At 39.7% G+C, this 13351-nt stretch carries 10 protein-coding genes; 5 read left to right on the top strand and 5 right to left on the bottom strand.

From position 1 onward, the window contains the following. The first annotated feature begins 12 nt into the window (after window positions 1-12). Complete coding sequence (locus ACF8D3_RS09210; protein ID WP_392471203.1) at window positions 13-684, top strand: hypothetical protein; 672 nt, start codon at window positions 13-15, stop codon at window positions 682-684. A gap of 74 nt (window positions 685-758) precedes the next feature. On the opposite strand, the gene ACF8D3_RS09205 is transcribed toward ACF8D3_RS09210, so the two are convergent. From ACF8D3_RS09205 to ACF8D3_RS09185, 5 genes are all read right to left on the bottom strand, one after another. Then, window positions 759-1178: a biopolymer transporter ExbD gene (locus ACF8D3_RS09205; RefSeq protein WP_004881193.1), complete on the bottom strand. Its 420-nt coding sequence runs from the start codon at window positions 1176-1178 to the stop codon at window positions 759-761. A gap of 21 nt (window positions 1179-1199) precedes the next feature. Further along, complete coding sequence (locus tag ACF8D3_RS09200) at window positions 1200-1625, bottom strand: biopolymer transporter ExbD (RefSeq protein WP_007481092.1); 426 nt, start codon at window positions 1623-1625, stop codon at window positions 1200-1202. An 11-nt stretch (window positions 1626-1636) separates the two neighbouring features. Then, window positions 1637-2512 carry a MotA/TolQ/ExbB proton channel family protein gene (locus ACF8D3_RS09195; protein ID WP_061518098.1) on the bottom strand — a complete coding sequence of 292 codons (876 nt, stop codon included), beginning with the start codon at window positions 2510-2512 and terminating at the stop codon, window positions 1637-1639. 39 nt (window positions 2513-2551) lie between these two features. Next, window positions 2552-3259, bottom strand: coding sequence for an energy transducer TonB (locus ACF8D3_RS09190; RefSeq protein WP_007481094.1), 708 nt, complete (start codon window positions 3257-3259; stop codon window positions 2552-2554). Window positions 3260-3410: 151 nt separating this feature from the next. Continuing rightward, window positions 3411-6092, bottom strand: a complete 2682-nt coding sequence (locus ACF8D3_RS09185; protein WP_392471201.1) for a TonB-dependent receptor — start codon at window positions 6090-6092, stop codon at window positions 3411-3413. A 658-nt stretch (window positions 6093-6750) separates the two neighbouring features. On the opposite strand from ACF8D3_RS09185, the gene ACF8D3_RS09180 reads away from it, so the two are divergent. Genes ACF8D3_RS09180 through ACF8D3_RS09165 form a run of 4 tightly spaced genes read left to right on the top strand, consistent with a single transcriptional unit; the run spans window position 6751 to window position 13349 of the window. Then, on the top strand, window positions 6751-8538 hold the full coding sequence (locus ACF8D3_RS09180; protein WP_392471200.1) for an ABC transporter substrate-binding protein: 1788 nt from the start codon (window positions 6751-6753) through the stop codon (window positions 8536-8538). A gap of 10 nt (window positions 8539-8548) precedes the next feature. Next, complete coding sequence (locus ACF8D3_RS09175) at window positions 8549-10360, top strand: ABC transporter substrate-binding protein (protein ID WP_392471199.1); 1812 nt, start codon at window positions 8549-8551, stop codon at window positions 10358-10360. Window positions 10361-10382: 22 nt separating this feature from the next. Next, window positions 10383-12398 (top strand): M3 family metallopeptidase, encoded by a 2016-nt coding sequence (locus ACF8D3_RS09170; protein ID WP_392471197.1) that lies wholly within the window; start codon window positions 10383-10385, stop codon window positions 12396-12398. A gap of 12 nt (window positions 12399-12410) precedes the next feature. Next, window positions 12411-13349 carry an ABC transporter permease gene (locus ACF8D3_RS09165; protein ID WP_061516285.1) on the top strand — a complete coding sequence of 313 codons (939 nt, stop codon included), beginning with the start codon at window positions 12411-12413 and terminating at the stop codon, window positions 13347-13349. The last annotated feature ends 2 nt before the right edge of the window (window positions 13350-13351 follow it).

The raw sequence follows: 13351 nt of genomic DNA, 5'->3' as shown, positions 1-13351 counted from the left end.
GTAAGGTCTAAAATGAACAAGAAAATTAAATTAGTTCTATCCATTTTATTTGGATTTTTGATTCCAGTTTCAGCATCCTATGCTGCTGTCCCGACAGATAAAACCATCATTAGTTGGATCACTAATTTGCAAGATTCAAATGCTAATCCACCACAAGCCATTCAGATTGATCACACGGAAAAAGTAAAATTAATTTCAGGCGAAGAAGCTTATTTATCTGGTGTTAGTTTTGAAAATGCAGGTCGTAACTTTTGGGCAGGTTATGTGCTGACTCGACCAAAGCTCAAACAGGCTCAGATATTAAAAGAGTTCGGTGGGCAATCGAATACATTTAAAGTGCATCCAACTGTGTATAAAGGTAAACCGATTGAATTAGTTGAAATCGAAAGTGCTGGTTCAGGGCAAGGCACAGTTGAATCTACAAAAAGTTTAGTTTATCTCAATCAATGGAATGCAAAGTTAATAACAGAAGTTCAAGAGTCATCTTATGCTGGGCGTTTTGATGAAAAACTTGAAAGTGAAGATTGTCGTACTGGTGCTGATAATACTGGCTATTTAAATGTGATGCCTTATTCTCCGTTTGTTGTTAAAACGACAGTCATGGGTGATGCATGTGATGACAAACCAAAAGGCTATAAGGTGAATAGCACCATCATCCCTATAGTGGTAAATGAAATAAAATAAAAAAGCTAACAAGCGAGCTTGTTAGCATAGGAGCAACTTAGATTTGTGAAGCTTAGTTGATTGTTTTTATTTTTCTAGTTATTACTGACGATTCCTATCTTAGTGACATTACTTTGCTGAGCTAAAGCCATCACCATCGCAATATTTTTATATTCTGCTTGGGCATCAGGTTTAAATTTAATTTGATCCTGATCTGCCTTTTGAGCCACATTTTCAAACAGTGCTTTTAGTGCTTGGCGATCCGCGACCACCTGATCATTCCAAAAAATCTGACCTTGAGCATCGACACGTAAATTTATCACTTCAGGCGGTTTTTGGTCAGTCGGCGGCGGAGGCGTACCGTTTGGCAAGTTGATATTAATGGCATTATTTGGAATCGGGATGGTAATGATGAACATGATTAACAATACCAACATGACATCAATTAAAGGTGTCATGTTGACATCAAGCATGACATCATCTTCACTACTTTTTGGACCGACATTCATACCCATGAGTGACTCCTTAATCTGACCTTATGGTGAACTAGGTGGTGTAGTGACAAATGCGATTTTGCCAATACCAGCTTGTTGAGTTGTACTTATAACCTGATCAATCGCCTCATAATGTGTAAGTTGGTCGCCACGAATATGAACCTCAGGTTGAGGGCGTTTTTGCGCCTCAACTTGAAGACGTGCAAGCAAGGTTTCTTTATTTGCAACGTGTTGTTCATTCCAAAAAATATCGCCAGTTTTATTGACTGAGAGCTGAATATTTTGTGGTGTGGTGGCATAAGGCGTATTTTTTTCCTCAGGAAGTTTGACTGGAACGGTATGCGTGACGACTGGAACAGTAATTAAAAAGATAATTAGCAATACCAACATGATGTCCACAAGCGGAGTCGTATTTATCGTTCCGATTACATCATCGTCACTTTGATCTGAATTAATCATCATGCCCATAATCGTATTCCTTATTTAGAATTACGGTTTGGGTGATTGCTGTTTAGGTCACCACTGAGAAGTACAGCATGTAGGTCTGAGCCGAAAGAGCGAACATTGTCCATCACGGCTTTATTGCGGCGAGTGAGCCAGTTATAACCAAGTACAGCTGGTACTGCGACAGCAAGGCCAATTGCAGTCATGATAAGAGCTTCACCAACAGGTCCAGCAACTTTATCGATAGATGCTTGTCCTGAAATACCGATTGCAGTTAATGCGTGGTAGATCCCCCAGACTGTTCCAAATAATCCAACGAAAGGCGCAGTTGAACCGACGGTAGCGAGGAAAGCTAAACCATTGCCAAGATGACTTTGGACTTTTTCAATTGCACGTTGAATTGAGATTGTCACCCAAGTGTTGAAATCGATACGTTCTAATAATGTGCCGTCATGATGTTTTGTTGAGTGAATGCCTTTTTCAGCAATATACCGATAGGTACTGCTAGGATCTAAACTTTCTTTTGCACTATTTAATGTATCTGCTTCCCAGAAGTTACGCTCAGCTTCAGTGCCGTGACGCTTGATTTTACTTTGTTGAAATACTTTAGAAAAAATGATGTACCACGTTCCAATTGACATTAAAACTAAAATAAAAAGTGTGGTTTTTGCGACGAGATCACCTTCACGCCATAGCGCTTCCAAGCCATAAGGATTATGTACTTTTTCTTCAGTAGCGGGTAACGGTGGCGGAGTTGGTGTGGCTTGGGTAACGGCTTCAGTATTTGTTGTTGTGACAGCCGTTGCTTGAGTAGTTTCATCAGCCCATACCGTGTGCAGAGGTAATAACGTACTGGTAGAAATGAGACCGATTGCTGCGAAGCGTGCGATATGTTTTGCTGTTTTATTCATCTTAAATTCTCCAAAAATTTGTTTCATTTATTCAATTAATTAAGAAATTGTGAAAGAGTATTCAACTTCGTACCAATCTTGTTGAGGTACGCCATCTTTCATTGCGGGAGTAAATGTACATAGACTAAATGCTTTCGAAGCGGCTTTATCTAAGGCTCTAACACCACTGGATTTCTTAACTTTTGCATCTATCACTTTTCCTGAACCATCTACTAGAAGACGCATTCGAACAGTACCTTCTTCACCTGCCATTTCTTGTTCACGTGGATAGTCTGGTTTTTTACAGCCAGCTTCACCTTCGGAAACACCACGTGAAATGCCTGCTGGTTTAGCTGGAGCGGAAGGTGCGGCTGCAACGGTTGGAGCTGCAACTGGACTTGGACTTGCTGCAACAGGTGATGGTGTAGGAGTTGCATCCGTAGCCTTTGTCGTCTGAGTCGGTGCAGGCTTTTGAACAGGTTTCACAGCCTCAACTGGTTTCGGTGGTGGATCAGGAATTTTTGCCACTTTCTCTACCATTTTTGGTGGTTCTGGTGGCTTTTCCTCTGGTTTTGGTGGTGGAGGCGGCGGTGGTTCTATATCTTGAATAATCTGTAGTTCTACAGGTTTCTCGACAGGTTTGATAAAGTCAGTCGCTAAACTTGTCATCAGAATATAGGCGATCACGAGGTGTAAGAATAAAACCACACCAATACCGACTAGGCGTTTGGCGGATTGATTTTCACTCTCAGAAAAGGGTATGCCCATAATTGCTCCTGAAATTGTAATCATCAATTCACGTTTAACTTGAGAAGGAAAAGGTTCGTAATGGGGGAAATACAGACCATTTCTCCTTGTGTGAATTGATGATTACGGTGGATCACTACAGCATCAAAATCATGTTGTAGTGATGAACATATTAAAATTTGAAAGTGCTACGAACGAAGTAAGTACGACCGAGTACATCTGCATAACGTGGGTCATAACCCATTTGGAAGTTGTCCAATACATTTGATGCTGGTGGTTCTGCATCGAACATATTTTTAATACCTAAGGTGAGTTCTACGTTTTTGAAGCCTTTGTAGGTTCCTGAGAGGTTGTAGGTTGTGTAGTCACTAACTTTATGGTTTTGACCAGCAGAGTTTTGGTCTTTATAACCTTTAGAGAAGTTTTGTTGGAGGTTGAGTGCCCAGTTTTCATAGCGCCAATCTAGATTTGCAGTATGTTTCCAACGTAGAACAATGGCTTGATAGTCTAGACCTGCATAGCTACCAGCAACACCAATCCACGGCATACCTTCATCTTCTTGATATTTGTAATCAGTAACATAAGTTCCATCAATGCTGAAGCCAACCTGACCAGTACTTGTCATTGGAGAACGCCAAGCCATGCTTGCATCAAAACCTGAGGTTTTAATACCACCTAAGTTTTGTTGTACTGTATTAATATAATTGAGTGAACCGTCTGCATTTCGAACAAATTTATCTGCATATTTTTCAGGATCACCGAAAATAGCCGTCTCAGAGATAGTTGTAATTTGATTCTTAACTTTGATATCAAAGTAATCTAGGGTGAAAACAAGATTTTTGGTTGGTTGGAACACTACACCTGCGGTGAATGAATCAGACTTTTCAGGTTCTAAGTCTTTGTTACCACCATCTTGACGATCAAACTGCATTCCACAGTCACGTGCAGGTAATGCACCAGTAGCAGGAACACCACCCGGACAAAGAACAGGGTCATTATAAGTTGCAGCGGTATTGGTAATCGAAGTTGGTGAGTACATTTCGCTAAGCGTTGGCGCTCTAAAGCCTTTGGTATAGCTTGTTCTGAACATCAACTGTTTGATTGGTTCCCAACGAAGAGAGAATTTGGGATTGAATGTGTCACCAAAATCGCTGTAATCATCGTATCGCGCGGCAAGCTGAGCTTCTAATGTTTTATGAAGTGGGATATGGAGTTCTGTGAATACTGCCTTGATGTTTCGAGAACCTTCATTAATAGGTTCATTTGGATCTACGCCAGTACTCGGTGCAACACTGGCAATTTCAGAGATGGTTTTTGATTGCCAATCATCTTTGCGATAACTTGCTCCAACCGCAAAACCCACATCGCCTGCTGGAAGAGTATAAATAGGGCGACTAGCAGTGAAATCAACGATTGTTGAATCTAATTTAGCATCTAAATATTTACCTTTAACGCCTAATGTACTCCAAACATCACCATCTTCTGCGGCTTGAGGGCCAAATGGGTTAAGCGTGCCATTGAGTAAAGCTTCTGCTGTTTTATCGTAGTTAAGATAACCACTTAAAATATTATCAGCAGCATTACTTCGTGCATATGTTACCCCTGTATTAATATCCCAGCCGTATGCTTCACCTTCGATACCAGCAAAAATACGATGTGAATCATTGACACTGTTACTGATACGATTGCCAGCTTGCGAACGTAAATATAGTTCTAAAGGACCGCGGACATTATCCATTGCTGGAGTGATGCCATTACCTGGATAATATTTACTGGTTGGGTTCATTGGTAAATCAAAAAATACATCTGGAGCAACAGAGGTAGTTACCTCACTGCGTGCATATAAATATTCCCCAATCGCATTGAAGTTATCATTGATTTTTGCTGTGACTCGTCCCATGACAGAAATATCTTCAGTTTTAGGAACGATACCGATCACGGCTTGGCTGTTATAACGGCAAATATCTCCATTTGCTGTAACCAATGGATTGCTACTGCATCCTGTTGCTGCATATGGGTTACCAAACTCTTTGGTCACAGTATCTGCTAGGTTTGCGGGAAATGATCCACTACTGGTACGGTCAACGCCTAATTCAGGAATAACACCTCCACGACGACTGACCTTACGGTCTTGTGCCATAACATCTTCGCCACGACGATAATCAACTACACCAAATGCATTGAAACCATCTTCATCTAAGTCACCGAAACCACCAAAAATAGAATAATTTTGTTGTTCACCACCTTTTTGTTCAGGCTTTTGATAACCAGCACTGAAATTTAGGCCATTGAATTGTTTTTTGGTAATGAAGTTCACAACACCACCAATCGCATCTGTTCCATAAACGGCGGAAGCGCCATCTTTCAGAACTTCAATACGATCAAGCATTGCAAGAGGGATGATATTGAGATTGGCAACGCCACTGTCATAAGCATTTGCAGCAAGGCGTCTACCATTTAAGAGTACTAAGGTTTTATTTGAACCTAATCCGCGTAAGTTAGCAGATGAGCCAACAGTTCTACTCGCACCAACGTTTGATGCGGTAACAAAGTTTGATTGGTTGGCTGTAATTTTTGCTAAAGCCTCCTCTGTTGTCGTGATCCCTTGTTTTAAAATTTCATCGACTTTTACGATGGTTATTGGTGATGCACTTTGTGCAGCAACGCCCTTGATCGATGAACCTGTAACTGCAACTTTTACGACTTTCGTCGGTTTCTCATCGGTAGATGATTCTGTTTCAGCAGCATGGGTCATAGTTAAACACAACATACTTAGGCTCAGGGTACTGAGTTTTAGTATGCATTTGCTCGCTTTTGGCATAGCACTTGATTGAACGAAATTGGTATTTTTCATTGAATTTATAACCCCTAAATAGATGGTCACTCTAAAAGAATGATCACAAGCGTTTTAGCAAGACATGTGCCAAATACGATTTTTAAGGGGGATTTAAACTTGATTTTAAAGTGTAAAAGTGTTCTATTTTTAAAAATAAGTTTTTCATATTTTTACTAATTATTAAAAAAATATGAAATTAAAAAATTTTTTTAAATTGTCATTTTTATACAAAAACCATAATTTTTTTATGAGCATTAAAATGAATCATGCTATTTTTATGATGCGTTAAATTGGTGCGAATTAATTTTATTTTAGTTATTTTAGGTGTTTATCTATAGATATTTATTTGATTAAAAAAAGTATATAAGAAAATATGATTTGGCATAAAGTTACTCTTCATTAAGATGAGAAAAAATAATATTTTAGACTATGTGTTAAAAGTTTTTTAATTGATAAAACTATTTTATTTGAAAAGTGGCATGAAAATAGCAAATGTTTTTTAGTCTTAAAGTAGATTTTTCCACTTTTATTATTTTTACGAAAGGTAAAAAATAATTAAATTTATGATTTTGCTAAGAAAGGTCATTTAATTAAATGAAGGTGGTTAAGTCTTTGTGTGGTTGAATGCTATTCGAAAGTCTAGTATTTATTAAAAAACGATAATGTGAGCATTGAGTTGAAGTCTAAATTTTTTACGGTCACGTTGTTTTCAACCGTTGTTGCATTTGCGCCGATGGGATATGCCAAAACCCCAGCACAAGCTGACAAAGTTCTTCGAATCGCTTTTGAAGCGCCAGATGACGGTTTTGATATGGTGAAAACCTTCAATTTTTATAGTGGCAATGTTGCGGATGTCATTTTTGAAAGGCTTGTCCAATACGATTATTTAGCCAATCCAGTAAAACTAGTTCCATCTACGGCTGAAAGTATGCCGACCATTCAGGACAATGGGAAAGTTTATATTTTTAAAATAAAACCAGGTATTTATTTTACAGAAGATCCAGCATTCAAAGGTAAACGGCGAGAGCTAGTTGCTGAAGATTATATTTATTCAATTAAACGTATTTTAGATCCGAAAAATCACTCCTCATCTTTTGCTTTTATCGATCATAAAATTGTCGGCGCAAATGCACTTGTCGATCAAGCGAAGAAGTCAGGAAAATTTAATTATGATGCTTCTATTCAGGGTCTAAAAGCTTTAGATCGATACACGATTCAATTTACTTTGACCCAGCCTGATTATAATTTTCCTTATATTTTGGCATATAGCACATTTGGTGCGACAGCTCGCGAAGTAGTTGAATACTATAAAGACCGTTTAGGCATGCATCCTGTAGGTACAGGACCTTACATGCTAAGTAAATACGTACCACGAAGTAAAATTGAATTGGTTGCAAATCCTGATTATCGCGGCTTTGTTTGGAATTTTAAGTCCACTGGAACAGCTTGGGATAATCAACTGGTTAAAGAAATGAGCGGTAAGCAAATGCCGCAAATTGGTAAGGTCAACATTAGTATTATCGAAGAAGAGCAATCTCGTTGGTTGGCGTTTCAATCGAAACAACTCGATTTTGACAAAGTCACTGCGAATGCTATTCCTAAAGTCCTCGATCAAAATAATCATTTAAAATCTGAGATGAAAAACAAAGGTGTTCAGCTTTATCGCAATAAAGAGGCTGAGATTACCTATTCTATGTTGAATATGCGAGATCCGATTGTCGGTGGCTCATCTTTAGATAAAGTTGCACTGAGACGAGCAATTGCACTGTCATTTGATGTAAATGAATATATTCGTATTTTAAGAAAAGGACAGGCTGTAAAAGCTGAAATGCTTGTGCCAGCTGGGGTGAATGGTCATAACCCAAATTATCGCAGCAGTATCGGATACAACCCTGTTTTAGCCAATAAACTACTTGATCGATTTGGTTATAAAAAAGGGGCTGATGGCTATCGCACATTGCCTGATGGTAAAGCACTGACTTTGAAAATAAATACTGAAAGTGGCTCGGCTTCTGTCATGTATTCAGAGTTGTGGAAGAAAAGTTTAGATGCGATTGGGATTCGGTCTGATTTTCGAGTCAGCAACTTTGCCGATAATTTAAAAGCAGCAACACAATGTCAATACATGATGTGGAGTGGTGCTTGGCATGCGGATTATCCTGAGGGAGAGAATTTTACTCAGCTTCTTTATGGGCCTAATGTCGGACGCGGTAATCAGTCATGTTATCAGTCAGATGCTTATGACAATTTATATCGACAAGCGATGCAACAACCGCCTGAAAAGCGAATGCCATTTTACGAAAAAATGAGTCGACAAATAGAAGCAGATACGACTTGGATTTTACAAGATACACGAATTAGAAACTGGCTGATTCAACCTGAAGTTCAAGGTTTTAAAGCCCATCCAATTATGAATTCCAATTGGCAATATTTAGATATTGCTTCACCACGTCAAAATAAGTGATGAGTTTATGATGAAGCAAAAGTTTAAGCTTTCTTTACCTCGCTATGCCTTAGCGCTTTTGATTGGTAGCTCTATCAGCTTAAGTGCAGCATGGACTGAGGCTAAAAGCCCAGCAGATCCGAATAAGGTTTTGCGCTATGTATTTCCTGTTGCCGAAACAGGGTTTGACCCAGCTGGTGTGCATGATCTGTATTCGGCACATGTCAATGGTTCGATTTTTGAAACGCTATTTACTTATGATTATTTGGCTTCACCTGCAAAATTAGTACCTCGAACGGCAGTGGCTTTACCTGAAGTCAGTGCAGATGGTTTGACCTATACCATTCGTGTGAAAAAGGGTATTTATTTTGCCGATGATCCCGCTTTCAAAGGTAAAAAACGAGAGCTGACAGCTGCAGATTATGCTTACACATTCAAACGTTTGCTTGATCCAACATTGCGTTCACCAAATAGTTGGTTGTTGGATGGGCGAATCGTTGGGATGGAAGCTTTACAGAAGAAAGCGCAAAAAACAGGGAAGTTTGATTACGATCAGCCTGTTGCAGGTTTGCAAATGCCTGATCGCTATACGTTGGTGATTCGCCTAACTAGCCCTGATCAAAACTTTCCGATGTTATTGGCACATCAGCCTGCTGGTGCTGTTGCACGAGAAGTGATTGAAAAATATCGAAACAAAGCTGGCTTTGCGATGGGACATCCTATAGGCACAGGGCCTTATATGCTGTCGAGCTGGACGCCGGGTTCACGGATTATTTTAAAAGCCAATCCCGACTTTAGAAGTTTTGTGTGGAACTTTAAAGCAAGCTCAGCGGATGATGAAAAGATCGTTAAAGCCATGCAAGGCAAGCAAATGCCACAAATTGGTGTGATTGATATACAAGTGATGGAAGAGGGGCAGTCTCGTTGGTTGTCGTTTAGCAAAGATGAAGTCGATCTATTTCAATTAGAGGGCGAGCTTGTTTCCCAAGCCATAAAGGAAGGAAAGCTTAAACCTGAATTAGTTAAAAAAGGCGTGCAACTGTCTCGGATTGTTGATCCTTCAATTGATTATCACTATTGGAATATGCAAAACCCTGTTGTCGGTGGAATGAGTAAAGAGAAAATTGCACTTCGCCGTGCGATGTCGATGGCTTTTTCCGCGGATAACTATATCAATATCTTGCAAAAAGGCGATGCAAAAAAACTACAAGCCTTGATTCCTGAAGGAATTGTGGGGTATGACCCGAATTATAGAAGTAGTATTCCTTATTCAGTCAAAGCTGCGAATTTATTGTTAGATCGCTATGACTATAAAGTGGGGGCAAATGGTTGGCGAACTTTGCCGAATGGTAAGCCCTTAGTCATTGAAATGACGGTGAGTGGAAATAGTTTGCGTAGTCAACAACAAGCTGAGTACTGGAAGAAAATTTTGGATAGTCTAATGATCCAAATGACGACACAATCTTTACCTTTTTCAGAAGCATTAAAGTTAGAAAAACAGTGCAAAACCATGTTTAAAACATCTGCTTGGATCGCTGATTATCCTGATGCTGATAATTTTATGCAGCTGTTCTATAGCAAAAATATTCATGCCAGTAATAACAGTTGTACCAGTATTCCTGAATTTGATCGTTTATATGAGCAGACACAGAAAATGGCACCTGGACCTGAGCGTGATGCTTTATATCGCAATATGTCACGGGTACTAGAAGTGTATATGCCTGTACAGGTCATTGGCGCTCGTTACCGAAATATTCTAGCGCAACCTCGCGTAATTGGATTTAAAAAGCATCCCATTCTGCCTGCTGAATGGATGTACATCGATATTGACATGAAGAAATAGAAATTAAAAAACTGGAGTAGTGATGAAAAATCAAACATTCAAATTGACCACATTATGTCTATGTGCAATCGGAGCGAGCCAAATGGCTGTTGCTGAAACAGCCGTTCGTCAAACCTTACCTCAATTTCAAGCCAAAGACATTCCAGCGCTATGTGATGCGAAAATTAATGATGTCAAAAATCAGTTGAAGAATTTGGAGACATTAAAATTAAAGCAAGATGCTCCTGCTGCAGCTGTGCTTGCTGAATGGGATCGTATTTTTGCATCTTTTGAAGATTTTTATGGCCCGATTGGCTTATATAGCAATGTTTCTCCAGATGAGGCCGTGCGAAAAGCATCCGATGATTGTGAAATTAAAATCAGCCAGTTCCAAACCGATATTTTGCAAAACCCAAAACTATATCAGCAATTTAAAAAGCTAAAAGCATCGGATGCAATTGATACTAAATTCCGCGATGACATTCTCTATGACTTTGAAAAAACAGGCATTCAGCTATCAGCGGCTAAGCAAAAACGCTTAAAAGCGATCTTGGATGAACTCACAAAAATTGAGCAAGAATATGCCCGTAATGTCCGTGATAATCAGGAAAAACTTGAATTCACTCCAGATGAACTCAAAGGATTACCGCAAAGTTATATTGATGGCTTAAAGAAAAATGATAAAGGTAACTATTTACTCGGTTTCGAATATCCTGAATATCGCCCATTTATGGAATTGGCGGATAATGATGATGCGCGTAAACGTTATCAAATAGCATTCACTCGTCGTGGTGGAGAAAAGAATTTAGCCTTACTCAAGCAAGCGATGGATTTGCGATATGAACTTGCGCAATTGTTTGGCAAGGCGAACTATGCAGAGTGGGTATTACAAAAACGTATGGCAAAAACACCAGAAGCTGTTAACAAGTTTCTAGCCGATGTTCACGCCACAGTTGCACCTTTAGAACAAAAAGAAGTCGATACTTTACGTGCGTTCAAAGCCAAAACTTTAAATATCCCACTTGAGCAAGCCACAATTGAACGATGGAGCGAAGCGTATTGGAGTGAAAAATTACGCAAAGCTGAGTATCAAGTTGATCAAGAACAGTTACGTGATTATTTTCCAACTCAAGCTGCACAAGATTGGTTATTTGCAATTTCATCTAATTTGTATGGCATCGAATTTAAACCCGTGAAAGTTGCTGCTTGGCAAGATGAAGTTGAATATTACGACGTCACTGATGCTAAAACAGGGAAGCTTTTGGGCGGACTTTACATGGATAAATTTCCACGCGAAGGAAAGTATGGGCACGCTGCGGTATGGGGCGTTTATGGCGGCAGCACACTCACACAACGTAAACCGATTTCTGCTTTAGTCACTAACTTTAACCGTAAAGGTTTAAATAGCGATGAGTTAGAAACTTTCGTACATGAGTTTGGACATGCCTTACATGGCATTTTATCTAACACACGTTATTCCACTCAATCAGGTACTTCAGTGGAACGCGACTTTGTTGAAGCACCTTCGCAGTTGTATGAAGAGTGGGCGAGACGTAAAGAAACACTGTCTAAAGTTGCTGATTACTGTAAACCCGCTTGCCCTCGTGTAGATGATGCTTTAATTGCGAAGTTAAATGCAGTGCACAATTATGGTCGTGGTTTACGTTATGCACGTCAGGCACTCTACGCACAGTACGATATGGCGTTACATGGCAGCGATGCTTTAAAAGTACAGCCATTAGATGTTTGGAAAAAAATGGAAAGTGCAACAGCACTGGGTTATGTACCAACGACAGAGTTTCCAGGGCAATTTGGTCACATCATGGGCGGCTATCAAGTTGGCTACTATGGCTATATGTGGTCTGAAGTGATGGCTTTAGATATGTTGTCAGCCTTTGGAAATAACCTAAATAATCCAGAAGTAGGGCAACGCTACCGACAAACGATTTTATCTCAAGGTAGTCAAAAACCAGCACAAGCACTCGTTGAAGATTTTCTTGGGCGAAAACCTGATAACAAAGCTTTCTTTGATGAAATTACAGGTCAACGAGTGAAATAAGGGAGCATCTTTATGCTGGCATATATCATACGACGTATATGGCAGATGATCCCGACCATGCTTGGGGTTGTACTGCTGATTTTCTTCCTGTTTAACTGGGTAGGAGGCGATCCTGCCTATATCTTGGCAGGGAAAATGTCGAATCCAGAACAGATCGAAAATATCCGACAGCAGCTCGGTATTGATCAACCTTACTATGTTCAGCTGTGGATTTTTATTAAGCAGATATTAACCTTTGATTATGGTGTGAGTTGGAGTACAGGTGAATCTGTATCTCAAATCATTATGACGCGTTTAGGGCCATCACTGACCTTATTGATCCCGTTGGTGGTGCTTCAAACCGTGATCTCAATCATTCTTGCGCTGGCTGTTTCTGCGGTTCGTGGCAGCTTGACTGATCGTATGGTGATGATGATGTGCACGATAGGCATGTCGATCAGTATTTTAGTTTATATCATTGTTTTTCAATATTTTTTTGCTTATCAGTTGAGTTGGTTTCCAGTTCAAGGGTGGAGTGATAGTTTTACTGAAAATTTATTCAAATATTCACTATTACCTATTCTGATTATGCTAGTGGTGAGTATTGCTCCAACTCTACGTTTATATCGTAGCTTCGTTTTAGATGAAGTGAATCAGGACTATGTTCGTACCGCGCGTGCTAAAGGGGTGAGTGAGCGCCGTGTATTTGGTGTACACGTGCTGCGTAATGCATCTATTCCAATCGTGACAGATGTGATGGCAACCTTGCCAGCATTATTGATCGGTGCATTTTTGATTGAGCGTTTCTTTGGGATTCCGGGAATTGGGCGGGAAGTGATTATTGCGGTTGAGCGTAGTGATTTCCCTGTGATTAAAGCGATTACCGTGTATGTCGCCGCAGCAACGATGATTTTTAATCTCATCGCAGATCTGGTCTATAAATTGATTGATCCACGTGTGCAGTTGAAGTAGGT

Origin of the sequence: Acinetobacter sp. YQ_14 (assembly GCF_043102985.1) — a bacterium.
Classification (GTDB): domain Bacteria; phylum Pseudomonadota; class Gammaproteobacteria; order Pseudomonadales; family Moraxellaceae; genus Acinetobacter; species Acinetobacter venetianus.
The sequence above is the reverse complement of the archived record's forward strand: the minus strand, read 5'-3'. Positions and strand labels throughout refer to the sequence as shown.